Below are 23,739 nucleotides of genomic sequence, written 5' to 3' on the forward strand. Positions count from 1 at the left end.
TTAATGAAATGTATTGTGTGTGAATCTTCAATGAACTACTATTTTTCAAAAACATACAATAAAGAGCCTTTTAAAACAATGATGAAAGATATAGGCGAAGTAAAATATTATAAATGTGAAAATTGTTCATTAACTATTTCTAAAACTCATAAAGAATTAGAACAAAATAAATGGGAAAAATTAAATTTTGATTTTCACCATTATTTAGAAAATAATAGTACAGATATAAATCAACCTCCATACTTAGAACAAGCATTATTAATAAAAATACTTTCAGAAAATGGTATTATAAATAGTGAAAATATGTTAGATTATGCAGGAGGATATGGAAGTTTAAGTAAATTATTAAAAAAATATTTTAATATAAATTTACCAGTATATGATCCATATGTTCAAAATAATAGTTTTGTTGAATATATAAATAAAGAAAATTTAACAAAATATTCCACTGTAATAAATAGTGCTTTATTTGAACATTTAGTTTATAGAAAACAATTTGATGAAATTAATTCATTAGTTATTCCTAATAATGGAGCAATGATAATTCATACAAGAATTAGTGAAGATATTCAAAATGATCCCAATTGGTTCTATTTAGAACCTCCTGTACATACAACTTTTCATACTAATAAAAGTATGGAAATCTTAATGGAACAGTGGGGATATAAATCAAGTATTTATTGTATGTCTGCAAGATGTTGGATTTTATTGAAAAGTGATGATTCAATAATTGAGCAAAAAGTAAATGAAATAAATAAAGAGATGCAAACTGAATATTTAGTATATAAAAAATCTTTTGTAGATTATTGGAAAGGTTTTTAAAAATCATTTATAATATCTAAATAATAAGGAAATAAAATGGGCGAAAATCTAGTTTTTAATAAAATTCCATTTGAAAATATTGAAATTGGAATGAGTGTGAGTTATTCTCAGACTATTACAGATTCTGATATTAAAAGTTTTTCTGGAATATCTGGAGATAGAAATCCTATACATTTAGATGAAGTTTATGCAGAGAATTCTAAATATAAAAAAAGAATTGCACATGGTCTACTTACTGCATCATTTTTTTCTGCATTATTTGGTACAAAAATACCAGGTGAAGGTTGTGTTTATGTTTCTCAATCATTAAATTTCAAAAGACCTGTTTATATAAATGATACAGTAACGGCAATTGTGGAAGTTATAAAAATTGATAAAATAAAAAGAAGAGTTTTCTTTAAAACAGTATGTAAAGTTAGAAATAAAATTGTTACTGATGGGGAAGCAGAATTATATGTGCCAAATGTTGATAGGGATTAAATGAATAAAAAAATTGCATTATTAACAACAATATTTCCTATGAATGAGTCATATCTTATACAATTTTTTGATTCTTTAGAAAAGCAAACTTTTAAAGATTTTGATATTATTGTTGTAAATGATGGTTATAAAGATTTTAATAAAATTAAAGATAAATATGCAACTTTAAAAATTATAGAATTAAATTATTCAAATACACATGCGAAAAATAGAGAATATGGAATTAACTATGTAATTAGTAATAGCTATGATATTCTAATTTTTGGAGATAGTGATGATTATTTTAAAAATAATAGAGTTGAAGTAAGTATTGAAAAACTAAAAAAATATGACATAGTAATAAACGACTTATCACTTTTTTATAATAAAAATTATTACAATAAAATGTATTTTTCAAATAGAATTAATAATAATTCAGAAATTAAATTAGAATTAATATTAGATAAAAATATTTTTGGGATGTCAAATAGTGCAATTAAATTAGAAAAAGTTGATTTAATAGAGTTTGATAAAAGTTTAATAGCTATTGATTGGTATTTATTTTCATATTTATTAATAAAAGGTTTAAAAGCTGTATTTACAAATGAAACTGAGACATTTTATCGACAACATAGTGATAATATAATAGGTATAGGAAAATTAACAGAAGATAAAATTTTAAAAGGAATTGATTTAAAAATCAAACAATATAAACTACTTATTAAAGAAAATATAATTTATGCTGATTTATTAAAACAGATGTTGGAATTAAAAGATAAAATTAAATGTATAAAAACTTTAGAATTAATAAATAATCAAAATATTAAATTTCCACTTTGGTGGGAAGAAATAAAACTTATAGAGGAAAAATAATGAAAAAAATAAAACTGACTGCAGAAAAAGAGATTTATAATTTTTGTAAACCCTATATTATTGCTGAGTTAGGAGCTAATCATAATGGGGATATGGAATTAGCAAAACAACTTATAATACAAGCAAAAGAAGCTGGTGCAGATTGTGTTAAATTTCAAAGTTGGAGCAAAGATTCAGTTTTATCTAGAAAAAAATATGAAGATAACTATTTTTTAACAGATGATTATAGAGATAGAACAGATTATACATTAGAAGAAATAGTTGATAAGTATTCAATATCAGAAGAAGAACTTTTAGAAATGAAAAAATTTGCAGATGAAGTTGGAATTGATTGTACATCAACACCTTTTTGTAAAAAAGAAGTAGATTTTTTAATTGATAAATTAGATGCTCCTTTTATAAAAGTTGCTTCAATGGATTTAAATAATTATCCTTTTTTAGAATATATTGCAAAAAAAGGTAAACCTGTTGTAATTTCTACTGGATTAAGTGAGTTATATGAAATTGATAAAGCAGTTAAAACTATTGAAAGTACTGGAAATAAAGATATTATTATTTTACATTGTGTATCTACATATCCACCAATTGATAGTGATGTTCATTTAAATAATATCAAAACTCTTATGACAACTTATCCTGAATATCCTATTGGATTTTCTGATCATACTTTAGGTATAGCTATACCTCTAGCTTCTGTTGCTTTAGGTTCTTGTATCATTGAAAAACATTTTACATTAGATAAAAATATGGAAGGTTGGGATCATAAAGTATCTGCAACTAAAGATGAAATGATAAATATAGTAGAAGGTTCTAAAAGAATTTCTGATGCTTTAGGCTCATATAGAATAATTGTAAGTGAAACTGAAGAAAAAAAGAAAGAGTTTAGAAGAAGTATAGTAATAACAAGAGATATGAAAAAAGGTGAAGTAATAAAATACGAAGATATTGATTATAAGAGGCCAGGTGAAGGATTTCTTCCTGAAATGACAGAGTTCTTAGTTGGTAGAACAATAAATAAAGATTTAAAATTTGATCATATTTTATTAAAAGAGGATATAGTTTAATAATGATAGCAATTGTTCCTGCTAGAGGTGGTTCTAAGGGATTGCCTGGCAAAAATATAAAAGATCTTTGTGGTAAACCAATGATTGCATATACTATTGAAGAAGCATTAAAATCTAAGTATATCACTGAAGTTATTATCTCAACTGATTGCAAGGAAATAGAAGAAATCGCAATTAAATATGGAGCAAAAAGTCCTTTTCTAAGGCCATCTTTTCTAGCTTCAGATACTGCCCTTGCAATAGATAATTATATTTATACAATTGATAGGCTAAATAAAGATTTCAATTATAATATAAAAGATTTTGTTGTTCTTCAACCTACTTCTCCTTTAAGAAAAAAGGAAGATATTGATGGTGCTATTGAATTATTTAAAAATAAAAAAGCACATAGTGTAATAAGCTATACAGAAGAACATCATCCTTTACAATGGCATAAATATATCAATGAAGATGGAACATTTGAAAATATATTTAAAGATACTATTCAAAATAGACAAGAAATAAAAAAAAGCTATTATCCAAATGGTGCAGTTTTTGTTTTTAATTATGATTTAATAAAAGCAGGAAAATATTTTAGTGATAATTCATACGCATATATAATGCCTAGAAATCGTTCTATTGATGTTGATACAATTGAAGATTTTATGTATATTGAATATTTATTAAAAGGAAATAATATTAATGTATGAAAAAAATATTGATTATTTTAGAGGTTTTTTTGCTTCTATAATTGTACTAATTCATACATATCAGATTTTATTACTTCCTTTAATTTATGATCCAGATAGTTTACTTTTAAAAGTTGTACAATCTGCTGGAGTAGATATTGTAGCTTGCTTTTTTTTAATATCTGGATATTCTATAGCAAATAATTTACACTCAAATTATTTAAAAAATAATAAAAATATAAATATAAAAATTTTTATAAAAAGTAGGTTTAATCGTATACTTCCACCTTTTGTGTATTCTATTATTCTACTTATTATAATTGTATTTATAATTCAATATTTTCAGTTAAATGGCAGTGAATTATATAGACTGGCTGAAGATAAATATGTTCCAAGAGAAAAAGCCATATATGATTGGGAAGCAATACTTTATAATTTATTGTTTTTGCCTAGTGTTGTTTATAATATTTCTACTCCAAGTATGAATGGTCCATTGTGGTCAATAAATTTTGAAATTTATAATTATATGCTTACTGCTTGTGTATTTATTCTTTTTTTTAATAAATACTACTCTTTAAAATTTATTATTTCTTTATTAATTATAATTTCTTTTTTTATATTTCAATTTACTTATAATAATTATATAAATTATAGTTTTTTATATTTTTTATTATATTATTTTATAGGACTAATAACTTATTTTATTAAGCTTAAACAATTACTAAGTATTAAAAGAATAAAACAATTATTTATAGTTTTTTTATTTTTGATTTTGGCTTTAATGGTGTATGATATTAATTATTTTAGGGCATACCAAGGAATTGCAAGTTTTAATACATTGACAATACTTTCAATTTTTTTAATTCTTTTTTATTGTATATATTTAAGTGAGAAAAAACTTTATTTTTCTAATTTATTTTTTAGTGTAACAAAATACTCATATACTATATATATAATTCATTTTCCATTGCTATTATTGTCTTTGTCACTTTTTCATAAAAATATTTTTAAAATGAATATATTTGAATTAACTATTTTAATTTCTTGTATACTTTTTTTTATTTTTAAATTTAGTAAATATTCTAGCTATATAGTTGAGAGGAAGAATTATAGAAAATGAGTAAAATAATATTAACAAAACAAACAACATTTAGAGATGCTTTAGAAAAACTAGATAAAAATGGGAATGGTGTTTTAGCTGTTGTTGATAAAAGCAATAAATTAATAGGAATAATTACAGATGGTGATGTAAGAAGAGCAATTTTAAATAATAATTTAAATTTAGAACAAGTTATTAATAAAAATCCTTTTAGTTTGCATATTAACTCTTCAAAAATACAAATAATTAATTTTCTTAAAAAAATACATAGAAGACATATCCCTCTTGTAGATGATGAAAATAAATTTATTAAGATGTTTACTCTTGATGAAATAGATTTTAATTTAAAACCTAATTGGGTAGTTATAATGGCAGGTGGATTAGGTACAAGATTAGGTGATTTAACAAAAAATACACCAAAACCAATGTTAAAAGTTGGAAGTAAACCCATGCTTGAACATATAATTGATACTTTTGTAGGATATGGCTTTACAAAATTTATCTTAAGTGTTAATTATAAAGCAGAAGTAATAAAAGATTATTTTAAAGATGGTTCATCTTTAGGAATAAAAATTATTTATCTTGAAGAAAAGACTAGACTAGGTACAGGTGGGTCACTTAGTTTAATTGATTTTGAAATTGATGAACCTTTTTTTGTTACAAATGGAGATGTTTTATCTCCTTTTAACTATGAAGATTTATTGGAATTTCATAAAAATAATAAATCTAATGCAACAATGTGTATAAGAAAACATAGTTACCAAATACCATATGGGGTAATAGAAGTTGATAAAGATAAAAACATAATTGAAATGAAAGAAAAACCAATAAATGAATTTTTTATTAATACTGGAATTTATGTGCTAAATTCATCTGTTATTAAATATATACCTAAAAATACTTTTTATGATTTACCTTCTTTATTTGATGAATTAAGAAAAAGAAAAAAAATAATTAAAAGTTTTGAAATTAGTGATTATTGGATTGATATGGGAAAACCTAGTGATTATAATGAAATAAATGAAAAACTAGAAGGAAAACTATGAAAATAATGTATCATGTAGGACCTTGGTGCGTTCAACAATATAAAACAATAGTAAAAGGTATTGATGAAAATGCACAAACACTTCAAATAAGTGGATTTAAAAAACTTGACAAATCAAATTTATCAAATAGATATTATGAATTACTAAAAGAGAATAAGAGTAAACATTTTACCTTAACTGAACTTGATAATGATATTATTAAAAGATGTAGGCTTTTACGTTCTTTAGAAGAAAAAGAAGCCCTTTTACATTTATACTCAATGAGACAATCAGTAAAAGAGACTTTTGATAGTTTTAATCCAGAATTAGTTGTAAGTGAAACAATAGACCAATATTTAATGGATTTAATCTTTCATGAATGTAATGAAAGAAATATTCCTTTTGTAGGTTTATTAGTAACTTTTATAAATGGTTATTATAGAATTTCTGCAAAGGGAGAAAATACTTATTGCCGTGAATCTACTAAAGATGAAATAAATCAAGTTATTCAAATGCTAACTAATAAAGATTATAAACCTAGATTTGTAATTAATTCATCAAAAAATATTTATAAATCTTTATTAAAAAAACATATACGAAATTTAATTAAAATACCATATTTTTCCATTAAAAGATTAATTAGTTCAGAAAAATATAATTATCACTATTGGGCTACACAAAAATCATCAATTGATAGTTTTCAATTATTTCCTAAAATAGATATTGGAGATAAAGATTTTTTAAATAAAATACAACAAAGCAATAAAAAAAAGATATTTATTCCTTTACAGTTTTTCCCTGAAGCTACTATAGATTATTGGTGCGAAGAACTTGATGTAATTGAATATGAAATAAAACTTATAGAATATTTAAAAAAATTATCAAAAGATTTTCTAGTTGTAGTTAAAGAACATCCAAATGTTACAGGATTAAGAAAAAATAGTTTTTATAAAAAATTATTAGAAGTTGAAAATCTAATACTTTGTCCTACTAATGAAAACTCTAATTTTTTAATTAATATATCTGATGCTGTATTAGTATGGACAGGTAGTGTAGGCTTTGAAGCAGCACTAAGAGGAAAACCTGTTTTAACAGTTACAAAACCATATTATATGTATGGAAAACAGTTTATGCATATAAATATAAATACTGATGCAAATGAAATACTTGATTTTATAAAAGAAAGAACAAATGTTATTACAAAAGAAGAACAAGAGAAATTAGTTGCATATGTGTTAAATTCATTTATACCAGGTAAATATATAAATGATGCTTCATGGAAATTAAGTAATGAAAAGGATGTAATTGATTCACTTAATATAGGTAGAGATATAAGAAATATATATGTTCAGCAAAAATAAAATAATATATATAGTTTTAATGGGCTTATCTGCCTTACTTAGTATTGTAAAATTAACACTATTTTCTTCAATTTTAGGTCCTGAGGAGTATGGTTTATATAGTTTAGTTCTTAGTACTTATATTTTTATTGTCTATTTAGGTGGATTGGGTTTAAATGAAGCAATTATAAAATTAGGCTCAAAAGCATATGGTAAACAAGAATTTAAATATATATTGAAACTTAGAGATATTTCAATTTTTTATAGTATTTTATTAGCTGTTTTTTTTAGTATAGTTTTCTTTATAGTAATTAATTTTATACAAATAGATAATAAAGTTTATAACTCTTTATTATTATCTATTTTTTTGGCTATTTCTGCTTTAGAATTTAATTTAATGGATGCTTTTTTAAGAGTTCAACATAGATTTGTCTCTTATTCTTTAATGTTATTCTCAAAATCTTTTTTAGTAGTATTAACTGGTTATTTTATTGCTCCTATATATAAAGCAAATGGTGTAATATGGGTTGAAATTGTATCTTTTTTTATTATATTTATAGTAGTGTTATTTTATAACAAAAATGAAAGATTTTGTTTTTCTCATTTAAAAAATAGTTTAGATTTTGTCACTGATGCAATTAAAAATGGAATAGCTATCCTTTCATCAAATATAATTAGAAATTTAACTTTAAATATTGATAAATGGGCGATTACTTCGTCTTTAGGATTAGTCTCTTTAGGAAAATACTCTTTTTCAATGATTATATATATGATGGCTATATTTTCTTTAGGTTTAATTACAACCGTATTGGGACCAAAATGGTTATCTGAATTTAGTTCCTTTAATAATTCTAAGATACTATTAGATAAAATCAATAAAGTAATTATACTTGTGGTTATTTCAGGAATATTAGTTTTTTTATTATTTATTTTTTATTTACAGTCGTTTTTAAACACTTTTTATCCAGATTACAGTGATATTACAATTTATAAAACGATATTAATTATTTTCTTAGGTTTGTTATTTCAAATACCAGTTTTTTTATATGATTGGTTTTTTATAGCAGTTTCTAATGAAAAGTTTGTTTTAAAAATGACATTTAATATGTTTATGATTACATTTATAATGATTTTATTATGTTGGTATTTTAAGACTAGTATAATTTATTTCGCATTAGTATTTACAATAGTTAGAATTTATATATTAACCCATTATTTAGTATATATTTATAAAAAATTTGCAGTTAAGGATTATAATTAATGAAGAGAGAATATCAAATTTGTAAGAGTTGCATTATGGATACTTCTGATCCAAATATAACATTTGATGAAGATGGTGTTTGTGAATATTGTAATAATTTCAAAAATAGTATTTTGCCAGAATGGAATTTTGGAGTTGGTAGAGAAAAAGAGTTACTTGAACTTGCTAAAAAAATTAAAAATAATGCTAAAGATACAGAATTTGATTGTATTATAGGACTTAGTGGAGGATTAGATAGTTCTTATACTGCGTATGTAGCAACAAAAATAATGGGGCTTAAACCCCTTCTTTTACATGTTGATGCAGGGTGGAATACAGAACAAGCTGTTGAAAATATAGAAAAGCTTGTTGATGGATTAGGATTAGATTTATATACAGAAGTAATTAACTGGGAAGAAATGAAAGATTTACAAAAATCATTTTTTAAATCTCAAATTGCAGATCAGGATTTACCTCAAGATACTGCTTTCTTTTCTGCATTATACAAATTTGCAAGAAAAAATAAAATAAAGTATGTTTTAACTGGAGGAAATTATTCTACAGAATGTTGTAGAGAACCTGAAGAATGGGGAGCTTACCCTGGACTTGATAAAAGATTAATTACAGATATTCATACTAAATTTAGTAAAAATAAATTGAAAACTTTCCCTATTATTGATATTTTTGTATATAAAATTATATATAAATATTTATTTGGAATGCAGGTTATTAAACCACTAAACTATCTTCCTTATAAAAAAACAGAAGCAGAGGCAAAACTTTTTGAATTATTTGGTTGGAAACCTTTTCAACATAAACATCATGAATCTAGATTTACAAGATTTTATGAAGATTATTGGATGCCTAAAAAGTTTGGATATGAAAAAAGAAGAGCACATTTTTCAAGTTTAATAATGACAAAGCAAATGAGTAGAGAAGAAGCTATAAAAAGAATTTCTAAACCAGAATTAAGTGATGATTTTTTAAATAAAGAGTTTGAATATGTTGCTAGTAAGTTAGACTTAACTACAAATGAACTTAAAGATATTTTTGAAGGAGAAAATAAAACATTTTACGACTATAAAAATAAAAGATATCTAATAGGACTTGGTGCAAGAATAATGACCTTTTTAGGATTAGAAAAAAGGCTATTTAGATGATAGGTATTATTGACTATGGGGTGGGAAATATAAAAGCATTCTCTAATATCTATAAGAATTTAAATTTAGATTTTAGTATTGTTAAAACTAAAGAAGAACTTAAAAATGTTAATAAAATTATTTTACCAGGAGTTGGTTCTTTTGATCATGCTATGCAAAGTTTAAATAAGTCTGGAATGAGAGAACTTTTAGATGAATTAGTATTAGAAAAAAAAATACCAGTTTTAGGAATATGTGTAGGATTACAAATGCTTGCAAATTCTAGTGAAGAAGGAAGCTTATCAGGTCTTGGATGGATTGATGCAACTGTAAAAAAAATAAAAATAAGTGAAGAATTAAGAAATAAATTTCCTTTACCTCATATGGGTTGGAATACAATGTTAGATATAAAAGAAAATAGATTATTTAAAGGAATTGACAATCATTCAAGTTTTTATTTTTTACATTCTTACTTTATTGAATGCTTAGATGAAAATAATGTTATAGGATATTCTGATTATATTCAAAAATTTGCTTGTGCAATAAATAAAGAAAATATATTTGGAATACAGCAACATCCTGAAAAAAGTCATAATAATGGGATTACTATATTGAAAAATTTTGGAGAAATGTAATGTTAAAACCAAGAATTATACCTTGCTTATTGATTCATAATAAAGGTTTAGTTAAAACTGTAAAATTCAATGATCCAAAATATGTAGGGGATCCTATTAATGTTGTTAGAATATTTAATGAAAAAGAAGTTGATGAATTAATTGTTTTAGATATTGATGCTTCAGTAAAAAATGAAGAACCTAATTATACTTTAATAGAAAAACTTGCAACAGAATGTAGAATGCCATTATGTTATGGTGGTGGTATAAAAAATGCAAGTCAAGCACAAAAAATATTTAATTTAGGTGTTGAAAAAATAGCAATAAGTTCATCAGCTATATTAGATATAAACTTAATAAAAGAAATTTCAAAAGAAGTTGGCGCTCAAAGTGTTGTTGTAATTATTGATGTAAAAAAGAAACTTTTTGGTGGATATGATATTTATATTTATAATGGTAAAAAGAAAGTAAAAAAAGATTTAAAAAACTTTATTCTTGAAATTCAAGAGTTAGGAGTTGGTGAAATAGTGCTAAATTCTATAGATAATGATGGAGTAATGAAAGGTTATGATATAGATTTAATTAGTAGTATCAAATCTTTAATTAATGTTCCAATGACTATTTTAGGTGGAGCAGGAACAATTGATGATATAAAAGAAGTTGTAAATAAATTTGGAATTATAGGTGTTTCAGCTGGAAGTTTATTTGTTTTTAAAGGTAAATATAAAGCTGTTTTAATTAATTATATTAGTAAATTAGATAAGGTTAAAATTTTTGATAGTATTTCCAAATAATTTTTATTTTATTACAAATATTTTAATTATATCTTGGAGTTCGTTCCTCTTATTATTTTTTTTTGGACCTATTCAATATCCTTATAGTTCAGAAATTTTTTATTTAAATCTTATATTTTTTATAGGATTTTACTTTGGATACTTTTTTTATAGTTTATTGCCTAAAAAAATTATTGTCAAAAATAAAAATGAGAATAATGAAAATAGTTTAATTATAAAAGCTACTTTATTATTTAGCTTATTGTATTTAATTTTAGTAATATATGACTCTTTAATAGCTGGAAATGTTTTAGAATATGGTATTACAGTAGCAAGAGAAATGATGTATTATGAAGGTAGAAGAGGTTCTGTTATTGGTATGCTTAATATATTATTAGGTGGAATGCCTATTATAGGTATAACAATATTAATAGTTTTAAAAAAAGAAGAAATAGGTAATTATTTTTATTTACTATTAGGTAGTTCTATATTAGGAATATTTAGTTATTTTTTAAGTGGAGGAAGAAATTTCTTTGTAATTTCTTTATTTGTACTTTTTTTTGTATATTTACTTCAAAATAAAAATAGACAAAAGACTAATCTTTTAAAAAAGATAAAAACTAAATATAAAATTTTAATTGCTATTTTAATATTGTTAAGTATATCCTATGTTCTTTATTTATTTATAGAAAGAGCAGAATTAAGAGGAATAACAGTTTATGACACTGCAATGAATTTAGAAAGAGATTTTGGAGTAAAAGTTACTTTATCTCCTTTTCAAAATGAATTTTTGAGTTTAATATATTATATCTTTGTAATGTTAGTTTTTTATATTACTCACTCATTAAGTTTATTATCTGAGTATTTTTATATAAATTATGAACAACTATTAGGGGGAGTAAATACTTTTCCTCTTTTTACAATGTTTATTGATAAAATATTTGAAACAAGTTTTTATCAAGAGGCAATGAATAAATTGTTATTAAATGGTATTTATTTATCGTTATTAGGTAGAGTATATTTAGATTTCTCATTTTTTGGAGTTTTTATGGTTTCCTTCTTTTTAGGAATTATTTTAAATTATACTCTATCTCGTGCTAGATATAGTGATGGTATTTTAATAAAATTGGTCTCTGCGACAATGTGTGCAACTATTCTTTTAATGCCAATGTATAATATATTAGCTGGAACAGCAATATCTATTATTTTATCAATATTTATAATTTATTTTACAAAAGTATTTTTTTTAAGGAAAAATGATGTTCAAAGATAAAATTTTATGTATAACAGGTGGGACGGGTTCATTTGGGAATGCAGTCCTAAGAAATTTTTTAAATACAGATATAAAAGAGATAAGAATATTTTCAAGAGATGAACTAAAACAAGATGAGATGCGAAAGAGATATAATAATGATAAATTGAAGTTTTATCTAGGTGATGTAAGAGATAAGAATTCGTTAGAAGATGCGATAAGAGGGGTAGATTATATATTTCATGCAGCAGCATTAAAACAAGTACCATCATGTGAGTTTTATCCAATGCAAGCAGTACAAACAAATGTAGTAGGAACAGAGAATGTACTAAATGTAGCAATAAAAAATAAAGTAAGAAATATAGTAGTATTAAGTACAGATAAAGCAGTGTATCCAATAAATGCAATGGGAATAAGTAAAGCAATGATGGAAAAAGTAGCAGTAGCAAAAAGTAGAAACCTTGATGATAATGAGACAGTAATATCATGTACAAGATATGGGAATGTAATGGCAAGTAGAGGGTCAGTAATACCACTTTTTATAAACCAAATAAGAACAGGGAAAGAAATAACAATAACAGATCCAAAAATGACAAGATTTATGATGAGTTTAGATGATGCAGTAGATTTAGTGATGTTTGCATTTAAGAACGCAAGAAATGGGGATATATTTGTACAAAAAGCACCAGCATGCACAGTAGAGCTACTAGCAAAAACAATAAAAGATATGTTAGGTAAGCCAGAGCATAAAATAAATATAATAGGGACAAGACATGGGGAGAAGTTGTATGAGACACTCTTAACAAGAGAAGAGATGGTACAAGCAATAGATATGGAAGGATATTATAGAATCCCAGCAGATACAAGAGATTTAAATTATAATAAATTTGTAGAGAGTGGAGAAGAAGTGATAACAGAATCAGGGGAATATCATTCACATAATACAAAACAATTAAAAGAAGAAGAATTAAAAGAGATGTTAATGAGATTAAAAGAGATAGAAGAAGATTTAAGAGAGTTTGGAGTAAAAAAATGAAAATTTTAATAACAGGTTCAAATGGTTTTATAGCGAAAAATTTAATAGAACATTTAAAAACAAATGAAAATTTACATCTTTATTTATTTGATAAAAAAGACTCTTTAAATATTTTAGAAACTTATGTTAAAGAAGTTGATTTTATATTTCATCTTGCAGGTGTAAATAGACCAAAAGATATTACTGAATTTTATGAAGGAAATAGTAATTTAACAAAAAATATTGTAAATATTTTAAAAGAAAATAAAAAAAATACACCTATTTTATTTTCTTCTTCTATTCAATCAAATTTAGATAATGATTATGGAAAAAGTAAATTAGAAGCAGAAAAAATTCTTCTAGAATATTCTAAATCTACACAAGCAAAAGTATTTATATATAAATTACCAAATGTATTTGGTAAATGGTCTAAACCAAATTATAATAGCGTAATTTCTACTTGGTGTTATAATATTGCAAATAATTTAGATATACAAATAAATGATGAAAAAGTAGAACTAAACTTAGTTTATATAGATGATGTTATTAAATCTTTTATAAAACAATTAGAAATAAAAGAAATAAAAGATTATTATGTAGAAATAGAAACAATTTATAAAAAAACTTTAGCAGAAATTAGAGATTTACTTTTTGCTTTTAAAGAAAATAGAACTACTTTACTTATCCCAAATGTTGCTTCTGGATTTGAAAGAGCCTTATATGCAACATATTTAAGTTATTTACCTACTGATGATTTCTCATATACTTTAAATGGACATAAAGATGAAAGAGGAACTTTTTACGAAATATTAAAAACTTTAAATAGTGGTCAATTTTCTTTATCAACTACAGCTCCTGGTATTACAAGAGGAAATCATTATCATCATACAAAAAATGAAAAATTTTTAGTTGTACGTGGTGAAGCATTAATTGAATTTAGGCATATTGTAACAAATGAGATTATTTCATATAAAGTAAGTGATAAAAAAATGCAAATAGTTGAAATGATTCCTGGGTATACTCATAATATTAAAAATACAGGTACAGAAGAGATGATTTTAATCTTATGGGCAAATGAAACTTTTGATCAAAAAAATCCAGATACATATTTTTTAAAGGTACGAGATGAAAAATAGAGGAATAAAAAGATTAAAAGTGATGACAATAGTAGGGACAAGACCAGAGATAATAAGATTGTCATCAGTAATACAAAAATTAGAAGAGACAGAAGCAATAGAGCATATATTAGTACATACAGGGCAAAATTATGATTATGAATTAAATGAAGTATTTTTTAAAGATTTTAATTTAAAAAAGCCAGATTATTTTCTAAATGCAGCAGGCGGAGGAGCCATAGAGACAATAGGGAAAATATTTATAGCAATAGAACCAATATTAGAGAAAGAAGAACCAGAAGCAGTTTTAATCTTAGGAGATACAAATAGCTGTCTATGTGCAATTCCAGCCAAAAAGAGGAAAATACCAATATTTCATATGGAAGCAGGGAATAGATGCTTTGATGCAAGAGTACCAGAAGAGACAAATAGAAAAATAGTAGATCATACAGCAGATATAAACCTAACATATAGTGATATAGCAAGAGAATATCTATTAAGAGAAGGGTTACCAGCAGATAGAATAATAAAAACAGGTTCCCCAATGTATGAAGTATTAAATAAAAAGCTAAAAGATATAAATAATTCAAAAATATTAGAAGAATTAAAATTAAGAGAAGGAGAATACTTTGTAGTATCAGCACATAGAGAGGAGAATATCAGTTCAGATAAGAACTTTCTAGATTTAGTAGATAGCTTAAATACAATAGCAAAGAGATATAAAAGACCAATAATAGTATCAACACATCCAAGAACAAGAAATAGAATAAAAGAATTAAATATAAGGTTTGAAGCAGAGATACAATTACAAAAACCTTTAGGATTTGATGATTATGTAAAACTACAAAAAGAGGCAAAAGTAGTATTAAGTGATAGTGGAACAATAAGTGAGGAGTCATCAATATTAGGTTTTCGAGCGTTAAATATAAGAGAGGCCCATGAACGACCAGAAGCGATGGAAGAGACAAGTGTAATGATGGTAGGATTAGAGAAGAGCAGAATAATACAAGGGATAGATATTTTAGAGAGTCAAAAAGAGGATACATTAAAAAGAGTAGAAGATTATAGTAAGCCAAATGTATCAGAGAAAGTAATAAGAATAATATTATCATATACAGATTATGTTAATAAAACAGTTTGGAAAAAAAGTTGAAAGAAAGAATTATTGTAGTTACTGAATACTTTTATCCAGAAGAAAGAAATGATGCAATTTTAATAACTAAAATTGTTAAAGCTTTAAATAATACTTCAAATAATGTTGAAGTAATTTGTACTTCTAATCTTGGAAATGAAAAAGAATTAGATTTTATTAATGGCAAAGTTCATAGATTAAAAAGTATAGATTTTAAAAGTAAAAATATAATTTTTAGAGTGTTTAAACTATTGTTTTTAACTTTTCAATTAATATTAAAATCAATATTTTTTTTAAAGAAAGAAGATAAAGTATTTATTGTTACTAATCCAGTTTTTTTATTACCTTTTATGGCATTTTTAAAGAAAATAAAAAAATTTGAAATAACTTTACTTGTATATGATGTGTTTCCTGAAAATCTAATAGCAACTAATATTTTAAACCCTAAAAATATATTTTATAAATTTTTAAAAAAAGTTTATGATTGGTCATATAAAAATATGGATAAGTTAATTGTTATTGGTCGTGATATGCAAGAGTTTATCCAAAAGAAAGTTGATTATAAAAAAGATATTTTTTTAATTGAAAATTGGTGTGATCATAAGAAAATAATTCCAATGAAAAAAGAAGATAATCCAATTATAAAAAAATTTAAATTAGAAAATAAAATTGTATTTTCTTTTGTTGGAAATTTTGGTTTAGTTCAAGGTATTGAAAATTTATTAGAAGCAGCATCTTTAGTAAAAAATAAAAAGTTTGTATTGCTTTTTATTGGTGATGGGGCAGAGAAAACTAAAATAGAAAAATTTATAAAAAATAATACAAAAAATAATATTATATATGCTGGTAAATATCCATCAAAAGAAGAAAATATATTTTTAAATGCTTGTGATATTTCAATAGTATCATTAAATAATTCAATGTATGGTTTAGGTGTCCCAAGTAAATCTTATTATAATATGGCTGCGCAAAAGCCTTTATTATATGTTGGAGATAAAAATACTGAGATAGGAAAAGTTATTAATGATAATAAAATAGGTTGGACTTGTACTCCTTCAAATCCTAGTTTATTAGCAAATCTAATAGATGAAATTTGTGAAAATGAAGATAGTCTCATTCAATTAGGAAAAAAATCAAGAGAGACTTTAATAAAATATTATTCTGAAGAAATTATTCTTAATAAATATATTAGAATATACAATAAGGATTAAAGTTATGTTTTATTTTATTTTGTTTATTTTATCATTTTTTCTTACATATTTTATAAAAAATTATGCAATTAAAAAATCACTTGTGGCACAAGTAAATGAAAGAAGTTCACATACTGTTCCAACTCCCCATGGCGGAGGAATTGCAATTGCTATTACTTGGTTTATAGGTTTAGTTTATTTATATTTTAATTCACAAATAGAAACTAATCTTTTTTATGCATTATTAGTAGGTTTTTTTATAAGTATTGTAAGTTTTTTTGATGATTTATATGAATTAAGTCCTAAATTAAGATTATTAGTACAAGCTTTAGTTGCAATGCTAGGTCTTTATTTTTTAGGTGGTTTTGAAACTTTAACTTTTGGTTTATTTGATATTTCAAACTTTATTATTACAAATATTTTTGCTTTTTTTATGATAATTTGGTTTATAAACCTTACAAATTTTATAGATGGGATAAATGGGTATGTGGGAAGTGAATTTATCTTTTTATCTATTGCAGGTTTTTTACTTTTTGGTGATTCTCTTTTTCTTGTATTAGCTATGGCTATTCTTGGGTTTTTATACTGGAATTTTAATAAAGCTAAAATCTTTATGGGAGATGTAGGAAGTACTCTTTTAGGATACAATATAGCTATTATTTCTATTTCTTATGCTAATAATGAGCCTTCAAATTTATGGATTTGGATTATTTTGTTTTCTCTTTTTTGGTTTGATGCAACTTTAACACTAATAAGAAGAAAGATTAATAAAGAAAAACTATCTCAAGCTCATAAAAAACATGCTTATCAAAGGCTTACACAAGCAGGATGGAGTCACTTTAAAGTTACAAATTATTCAATACTTATAAATATTATACTATTTTTAATAGTATATTTTATTTCAAATATTTTTATAGCTTTTTGCCTTTGTTTAATCTTATTAGTTTTTATAATGAAATATATTGATAAAAAAAAGGCTTTTTTATAATATGATATTTTTATGACAAATTAAGTATTATACAGCACTATTATATTAAGGAAAATAACAAAAATGATAAACTATCTTGATAAAAGAATATTAAATTTTATAGTAATAATAGCTCTTACTATTATTACTTTTTCTTGGACTTTTTTTATATTTAAAATTCCTTTTGAACTAGATGTAGTTTTTGCAGTAATTTTTGTAAGAGTTTTATGCTCTTTTTTAATCTTTAAGGATTATTCATTATCTTGGAGTAAATCTACACAAAAAACTTTTCTTATTAAAAGTATAGTTTATATAATTGCTTTTTGTGTCTATATGCCTTTTTATTATGGAAAAATTAGAATAGCATTTATGGTATCTGAACTTGCATTTTATCTTTTTGCAATAAATTTTTCTATGTATGCATACTACTATTTATTAAATAGAGGAAAAATACAAAAAACAAAAAATGTTGTAATTTATGGTGCAGGAAAAGCTGGTATAAAGCTTGAAGAAGAGTTTGAACAAAGTAGTTATAAAGTAAAATATTTTGTAGATGATGATAAGATTTTACAAAAAAGAACAATTGATGCAGTATATATTTTATCAAAAGAAGAACTAATTAAAAAAATAGGAAAAGATAAGCTTGATTTACTTGTAATTGCAATGCCAAGTGTTCCAAAAGATAGAATAAAAGAGATTTATGAAGAGTTAAGCTTATATTTTAATGCAATTAAAATTCTACCATCACTGCAAGAAATTCTAAATGAAAAAAGTTTTTCAGATCAATTAAAAGATATAAGTGTAGAAGATTTACTTGCAAGGCATCCAAAAGACTTAGATAAAAAGCAAATAGAAAAATTTATTAAAAACAAAGTAGTTTTAATAACAGGTGCTGGTGGAAGTATAGGAAGTGAGATAAGTAGACAATGTAAAAAATTTGGTGCTAAAAAACTTATCTTAGTTGATCATAGTGAATATAATTTATATAAAATAACAGAAGAGTTAAACTCTTCAAATGTAGTATCTGTTATGCAAACTGTTAGAAACTTTGGTTTTATAGAAAATACTTTTAAAAAGTATGAACCTCAAATAGTTATCCACGCAGCTGCTTACAAGCATGTCCCTTTAGTGGAAGAAAATATTTTAGAAGGTATTTCAAATAATATAATAGGAACTAAAAACTGTATAGATTTAGCTATTAAATATAAGGCTGAAAAGTTTGTATTAATTTCAACTGATAAAGCAGTTCGTCCTACAAATGTAATGGGAACTACAAAAAGAATTTGTGAATTATATGCTCAAAATGTAAACTCTTTTGATACTGAAATTGTATCTGTAAGATTTGGAAATGTTTTAGGAAGTAGTGGAAGTGTAATTCCAAAATTTAAAGAGCAAATAAAAAATGGTGGTCCAATTACTGTAACACATCCAGAAATTACAAGATATTTTATGCTAATTCCAGAAGCGTGTGAGCTAGTTTTACAAGCAGCTTCAATTGGAAAAGGTAATGAACTATTTATTTTAGATATGGGTGAACCAGTTAAGATATATGATTTAGCTAAAAAGATGTGTCAATTAAGTGGTAGAGAAGATATTAAAATAGAGTTTTGTGGTTTAAGACAAGGAGAAAAACTTTATGAAGAACTTCTTATTAATGATACAGATAAAAAAACAGAATATGACTCTATTATGGTAGCAAGTGCTACAAAATACGATATAGCTAAGTTAAATAAAGATATAGAGGAACTTTTAGTTTGTGAAGATAAACTTGCAAAATTAAAAGAGATAGTTCCTGAGTTTAATCATAATACAAGTAACTAATTTTTATTAATAACTAACTATCAATAATAATTAATATTATTTTTATTTAAAACCTTTTATAATTTAAAAAATTATGAAAGGCTTTACTATGAAACAAGCATTCTCTTTATTAGAACTAGTATTTGTTCTTGTAATTTTGGCTATTATTGGAAGTTTTGCTGTTCCAAAATATATGAATACAAGGGATGTTGCAGTTGTAACAACTGTTAAAAGAGATATTACTACAATTGTAAATGCTTTGCAAACTCAATATTTAGCAAGTGGAAGAATAGACGATATTTCAAAATTTGTTACAATCAATAATAAAAATTGGAATGTAAATAAAAATAAGATGTGGTATAGTGTTGGTGAAAAAGAGTGTGTCTCTATAACTTTAAATGAAAGCCAAGCCACAATAGAAGTTAAGATTAATAAAGATATTGATAAGATTTGTAAAAAATTAAGAGAAGCTGGAGTGAAAGATAGCTTATTTGATTTATACTAAGGAAGATTATGCAAAAAGCTTTTTTTATAGATAGAGATGGAGTTATTAATATTGATAAAAACTATGTTTATAAAATAGATGATTTTGAGTTTATTGAAGGTGTTTTTGATAGTTTTAAATATCTTCAAGAAAAAGGATATAAACTATTTATTATTACAAATCAATCAGGAATTGGAAGAGGGTATTATAAAGAAGAAGAGTTTTTAGAACTTACTTCTTGGATGAAACAACAGTTCGATAAAAAGGGCATACAAATAGAAGAAGTAAAATATTGCCCTCATTCTCCTGAGTCTAATTGTAACTGCCGAAAACCAAAAACTGGTATGATAGATGAGATTTTAAAAAGTTATGATATTGATTTGGAAAACTCATGGCTTATTGGGGATAAAGACTCAGATATTAATTGTGCAATAAATGCAGGAATAAAAAACTCTATTCAGGTAAAATCAGGACAAGAATTTGATGAGAAAAAATCACAAGCTACTTTTATAATAAATAGTATAAAAGAGATTAAAAAAGTAGTAACAATTTAATCTCTTTTCCACTAATAGTACAGCTAAATCTTCCTATTTATTACCTTTTTATTACCTTTACATAATGCTTTTTTGGCTAAAATATTCTACTTTACAAATATGAGTGAGAAATAAAATGAAATATATTGATATAGACTTTAATAATAAAACGATTTTAATAACTGGTGCTGCTGGATTTATAGGTTCAAATTTATGTTTTTATTTTCAAGAAAATTTTCCAGAAGCTAAAATTATAGCTTTAGATTGTTTTAGATCAGGAGAAACTTTTTCAAATGGAAACCTAAAAAGTTTTGGGCATTTTAAAAATCTTATTGGATTTAAAGGTACTGTAATAAGCGGTGATATAAATGATAAAGAGATATTATTAAATTTAGAAAATGAGTATAAATTTGATTATATTTTTCATCAAGCTGCTATTTCAGATACAACTGTTAGTGAACAAGATTTAATGGTAAAAACAAATGTAAATGCTTATGAAGATTTACTAAAATTGGCAATTAAACATAAAGCAAATATGATTTATGCAAGTTCAGCTGCAACATATGGAGATGCTTCAAGTCCACAAACTGTTGGTAATGAATCACCAAATAATGTATATGGTTTTAGTAAATTAATGATGGATAATATCACATACTCATATCTTAAAAAAGGTTTAGATATTTCTATTGTGGGACTTAGATATTTTAATGTATATGGACCAAAAGAGTTTTTTAAAAATAAAACAGCTTCAACAGTAGTTCAATTTGCTCATCAATTATTAAAAGGGAATGCTCCAAAATTATTTGAAGGAAGTGATAAAATTTTAAGAGATTTTATCTATATTGAAGATGTCATTCAAGCTAATATTAAAGCTTGTTCTCCTAAAAAAAGTGGAATTTATAATGTGGGAACAGGAAAAGCTAGATCTTTTCAAGATATTGCAGATATTTTACAAAAAGAGTTAGGAACTTCTTTTCAAACTGAATATATCCCAAATCCTTACATAGGACAATATCAATTTCATACAGAAGCAAATGTACAAGCTTCAAAAGAAGAGTTAGGTTTTGAAGCTAGATTTGAGCTTGAAGATGGAATTAAAGCTTATATTCCTGAAATAAAAAGGCTATTTGAACAAGAGGTAAAATAGTATGATAACAATAAATAAAAAACCAAATATTTTAGTAATAGGTGATCTTATGATAGATCACTATTTATGGGGAAGTAGTGATAGAATATCTCCTGAAGCACCAGTTCCTGTTGTGGATATAAAAAAAGAGACAACTGTTTTAGGTGGTGCTGGAAATGTAATAAATAATCTTTTATCTTTAGGCTCACAAGTGGGAGTTATCTCAGTAGTTGGAGATGATGAAGTAGCAAAAGAGTTGAAATCTATGCTTGATAAAGCAGGGGCAAAGTCTTTTTTAATAGAGCAAAAAGGAAGAAAAACTTCTAAAAAATCAAGAATTATGGCTTCTCACTCTCAAGTTGTAAGATATGATCATGAAAGTAAAAACTCTATTTCCTTTGAAAGTGAAAAGAAAATCTTTGAAAAATTCCAAGAGCTAATCAATAGATATGATATGATACTTTTTTCAGATTATGGAAAAGGTGTCCTAACAAAAGAGTTATCTAAAAAAATAATAGCTTATGCAAAAAATAATAATAAAAAAGTAATAGTTGATCCAAAAGGGGAAGATTATTCAAAATATGAGGGTGCATATTTTTTAACTCCAAATAAAAAAGAGGCACAAATTGCTTCAAAAGTTCAAATAGAAAATCCAGATACATTAAAAAAAGCTTTAGTTGCTTTAAAAACTTGTGCAAATTTACAATACTCTATTATTACTTTAAGTGAGCAAGGAATTGCACTTTTAAAAGATGATGAGGTAATTATTAGACCAACTGTGGCAAGAGAGGTTTTTGATGTAACAGGTGCAGGAGATACAGTTTTAGCTTCATTAGGATTTGCTTTAAGTTTAGGAAATGATTTAGTAAGTTCAATAGAGTTTGCAAACTTAGCTGCTGGTGTGGTTGTGGGAAAAATTGGAAGTGCAACAGTAACTTTAGATGAAATTGAAGAATATAAATCAAGCTTAAATAAAAGCTCAATTGAGCTTCATATAAAAACTTTTGATGAAATAGAAAAAATAGCAAATAGATTAAGAACTCAAGATAAAAAAATAGTTTTTACAAATGGATGTTTTGATATTTTACATAAAGGTCATGTAAGTTATTTAAATGTGGCAAAATCTTTTGGTGATGTGCTAATTTTAGGTTTAAACTCTGATGAGAGTGTAAAAAGACTAAAAGGAGAAGACAGACCCATAAATACTCAAGAGGATAGAGCTTATATTCTTAGTGCTTTAGAGTGTGTAGATTATGTGGTAATTTTCAATGAAGATACTCCTTACGAACTAATTTCTAAAGTTAAACCTGATGTACTTGTAAAAGGTGCTGATTATGAAGGTAAAGAAGTCGTAGGTAGCAATATAGCAAAAGAGACTAAACTTGTAGAGTTTGTAGATGGTAAAAGTACAACAAAAACAATTGAAAAAATTAAAAGTGTAGGAAAATAATGAAAGAATTAACTGCTAAAGATAAAGAGTTTTTATTAAATTCTATTAGAAATATATATGATTTTCCAAAAGAGGGTATCGTTTTTAAAGATATTACAACTTTATTAAATAATAAAGAAGCTTTTAATCTTCTAATGACGCATTTAGAAGATAGATATAAAGAGTATAATTTAGATTATGTAGCTGGTATTGATAGTAGAGGATTTATTTTTGGTGCTGCACTTGCGGATAGACTAAATGTAGGTTTTGTACCTGTTAGAAAAAAAGGAAAACTTCCAGGAACTACGGTTTGTGAAAAGTATGAGTTAGAGTATGGTTTTGATGAAGTTGAGATACATCTAGATGCTTTTAATGAAAAAAAAGATGCAAGAGTTTTATTAATAGATGATTTAATAGCAACAGGTGGAACAGCAAACGCAGCAGCTAAACTTATAAAAAATGTAAAAGCTAATCTTGTAGAAGTGTGTTTTTTACTAAATCTTACATTTTTAGATGGTAAAAAAAGAGTAGAAGAACATGCTAATGTTTACACTATTTTAGATATATAAAAAAGAGAAAA

At 24.6% G+C, this 23,739-nt stretch carries 24 protein-coding genes; all 24 read left to right on the forward strand.

Features of this window, described 5'->3' with window-relative positions; genetic code table 11:
• Nucleotides 1–3: 3 nt before the first annotated feature.
• The 24 genes from AMYT_RS04475 to AMYT_RS04590 all read left to right on the forward strand — a co-directional run bounded on the left by AMYT_RS04475 (nt 4) and on the right by AMYT_RS04590 (nt 23,728).
• A complete protein-coding gene (locus tag AMYT_RS04475) occupies nt 4–822 on the forward strand; it encodes a methyltransferase domain-containing protein (RefSeq protein ID WP_114841356.1) in 819 nt (272 codons plus the stop codon).
• A 36-nt stretch (nt 823–858) separates the two neighbouring features.
• Nucleotides 859–1,302, forward strand: coding sequence for a MaoC family dehydratase (locus AMYT_RS04480; protein ID WP_114841357.1), 444 nt, complete (start codon nt 859–861; stop codon nt 1,300–1,302).
• Nucleotides 1,303–2,154: a glycosyltransferase gene (locus AMYT_RS04485; protein WP_114841358.1), complete on the forward strand. Its 852-nt coding sequence runs from the start codon at nt 1,303–1,305 to the stop codon at nt 2,152–2,154. It begins immediately after the preceding gene.
• Entirely contained in the window at nt 2,154–3,218 is a 1,065-nt protein-coding gene (locus tag AMYT_RS04490) for an N-acetylneuraminate synthase family protein (RefSeq protein WP_196779646.1), read from the forward strand. Before AMYT_RS04485 ends, AMYT_RS04490 begins: the two co-directional genes overlap by 1 nt.
• A gap of 2 nt (nt 3,219–3,220) precedes the next feature.
• Nucleotides 3,221–3,907, forward strand: coding sequence for an acylneuraminate cytidylyltransferase family protein (locus AMYT_RS04495; protein WP_114841359.1), 687 nt, complete (start codon nt 3,221–3,223; stop codon nt 3,905–3,907).
• Nucleotides 3,900–5,006 (forward strand): acyltransferase family protein, encoded by a 1,107-nt coding sequence (locus AMYT_RS04500; RefSeq protein WP_114841360.1) that lies wholly within the window; start codon nt 3,900–3,902, stop codon nt 5,004–5,006. Before AMYT_RS04495 ends, AMYT_RS04500 begins: the two co-directional genes overlap by 8 nt.
• Complete coding sequence (locus AMYT_RS04505; RefSeq protein ID WP_114841361.1) at nt 5,003–6,031, forward strand: nucleotidyltransferase family protein; 1,029 nt, start codon at nt 5,003–5,005, stop codon at nt 6,029–6,031. The genes AMYT_RS04500 and AMYT_RS04505 overlap by 4 nt, the downstream gene beginning before the upstream one ends.
• Nucleotides 6,028–7,371, forward strand: coding sequence for a capsular polysaccharide export protein, LipB/KpsS family (locus AMYT_RS04510; RefSeq protein WP_114841362.1), 1,344 nt, complete (start codon nt 6,028–6,030; stop codon nt 7,369–7,371). The genes AMYT_RS04505 and AMYT_RS04510 overlap by 4 nt, the downstream gene beginning before the upstream one ends.
• A 19-nt stretch (nt 7,372–7,390) precedes the next feature.
• Nucleotides 7,391–8,611, forward strand: a complete 1,221-nt coding sequence (locus AMYT_RS04515; RefSeq protein WP_162919468.1) for an oligosaccharide flippase family protein — start codon at nt 7,391–7,393, stop codon at nt 8,609–8,611.
• Complete coding sequence (locus AMYT_RS04520; protein WP_114841364.1) at nt 8,611–9,750, forward strand: N-acetyl sugar amidotransferase; 1,140 nt, start codon at nt 8,611–8,613, stop codon at nt 9,748–9,750. The genes AMYT_RS04515 and AMYT_RS04520 overlap by 1 nt, the downstream gene beginning before the upstream one ends.
• The gene (gene hisH / locus AMYT_RS04525) at nt 9,747–10,364 is read left to right on the forward strand and encodes an imidazole glycerol phosphate synthase subunit HisH (RefSeq protein WP_114841365.1); all 618 of its coding nucleotides are present in this window, start codon (nt 9,747–9,749) and stop codon (nt 10,362–10,364) included. Before AMYT_RS04520 ends, hisH begins: the two co-directional genes overlap by 4 nt.
• Nucleotides 10,364–11,137 carry an AglZ/HisF2 family acetamidino modification protein gene (locus AMYT_RS04530; RefSeq protein WP_114841366.1) on the forward strand — a complete coding sequence of 258 codons (774 nt, stop codon included), beginning with the start codon at nt 10,364–10,366 and terminating at the stop codon, nt 11,135–11,137. The genes hisH and AMYT_RS04530 overlap by 1 nt, the downstream gene beginning before the upstream one ends.
• Nucleotides 11,118–12,389 carry an oligosaccharide repeat unit polymerase gene (locus AMYT_RS04535; protein ID WP_162919469.1) on the forward strand — a complete coding sequence of 424 codons (1,272 nt, stop codon included), beginning with the start codon at nt 11,118–11,120 and terminating at the stop codon, nt 12,387–12,389. Before AMYT_RS04530 ends, AMYT_RS04535 begins: the two co-directional genes overlap by 20 nt.
• Nucleotides 12,376–13,404 carry a polysaccharide biosynthesis protein gene (locus tag AMYT_RS04540; protein WP_114841368.1) on the forward strand — a complete coding sequence of 343 codons (1,029 nt, stop codon included), beginning with the start codon at nt 12,376–12,378 and terminating at the stop codon, nt 13,402–13,404. The genes AMYT_RS04535 and AMYT_RS04540 overlap by 14 nt, the downstream gene beginning before the upstream one ends.
• On the forward strand, nt 13,401–14,519 hold the full coding sequence (locus AMYT_RS04545; protein WP_114841369.1) for a polysaccharide biosynthesis C-terminal domain-containing protein: 1,119 nt from the start codon (nt 13,401–13,403) through the stop codon (nt 14,517–14,519). The genes AMYT_RS04540 and AMYT_RS04545 overlap by 4 nt, the downstream gene beginning before the upstream one ends.
• Entirely contained in the window at nt 14,509–15,651 is a 1,143-nt protein-coding gene (gene wecB / locus AMYT_RS04550) for a non-hydrolyzing UDP-N-acetylglucosamine 2-epimerase (RefSeq protein WP_228197897.1), read from the forward strand. Before AMYT_RS04545 ends, wecB begins: the two co-directional genes overlap by 11 nt.
• Entirely contained in the window at nt 15,648–16,841 is a 1,194-nt protein-coding gene (locus AMYT_RS04555) for a glycosyltransferase family 4 protein (protein WP_114841370.1), read from the forward strand. Before wecB ends, AMYT_RS04555 begins: the two co-directional genes overlap by 4 nt.
• 4 nt (nt 16,842–16,845) lie before the next feature.
• Nucleotides 16,846–17,808, forward strand: coding sequence for an MraY family glycosyltransferase (locus AMYT_RS04560; protein WP_114841371.1), 963 nt, complete (start codon nt 16,846–16,848; stop codon nt 17,806–17,808).
• A 63-nt stretch (nt 17,809–17,871) separates the two neighbouring features.
• On the forward strand, nt 17,872–19,608 hold the full coding sequence (pglF, locus tag AMYT_RS04565) for a UDP-N-acetylglucosamine 4,6-dehydratase (configuration-retaining) (protein WP_114841372.1): 1,737 nt from the start codon (nt 17,872–17,874) through the stop codon (nt 19,606–19,608).
• A gap of 88 nt (nt 19,609–19,696) precedes the next feature.
• Nucleotides 19,697–20,092: a type II secretion system protein gene (locus AMYT_RS04570; RefSeq protein WP_162919470.1), complete on the forward strand. Its 396-nt coding sequence runs from the start codon at nt 19,697–19,699 to the stop codon at nt 20,090–20,092.
• An 8-nt stretch (nt 20,093–20,100) separates the two neighbouring features.
• Nucleotides 20,101–20,625: a D-glycero-beta-D-manno-heptose 1,7-bisphosphate 7-phosphatase gene (gene gmhB / locus AMYT_RS04575; protein WP_114841374.1), complete on the forward strand. Its 525-nt coding sequence runs from the start codon at nt 20,101–20,103 to the stop codon at nt 20,623–20,625.
• 115 nt (nt 20,626–20,740) lie between these two features.
• The gene (rfaD, locus tag AMYT_RS04580) at nt 20,741–21,751 is read left to right on the forward strand and encodes an ADP-glyceromanno-heptose 6-epimerase (RefSeq protein WP_114841375.1); all 1,011 of its coding nucleotides are present in this window, start codon (nt 20,741–20,743) and stop codon (nt 21,749–21,751) included.
• A gap of 1 nt (nt 21,752) precedes the next feature.
• Nucleotides 21,753–23,180 (forward strand): D-glycero-beta-D-manno-heptose-7-phosphate kinase, encoded by a 1,428-nt coding sequence (gene rfaE1, locus AMYT_RS04585; RefSeq protein WP_114841376.1) that lies wholly within the window; start codon nt 21,753–21,755, stop codon nt 23,178–23,180.
• On the forward strand, nt 23,180–23,728 hold the full coding sequence (locus AMYT_RS04590) for an adenine phosphoribosyltransferase (RefSeq protein ID WP_114841377.1): 549 nt from the start codon (nt 23,180–23,182) through the stop codon (nt 23,726–23,728). The genes rfaE1 and AMYT_RS04590 overlap by 1 nt, the downstream gene beginning before the upstream one ends.
• The last annotated feature ends 11 nt before the right edge of the window (nt 23,729–23,739 follow it).

It is taken from the genome of Malaciobacter mytili LMG 24559, assembly GCF_003346775.1.
GTDB lineage: Bacteria > Campylobacterota > Campylobacteria > Campylobacterales > Arcobacteraceae > Malaciobacter > Malaciobacter mytili.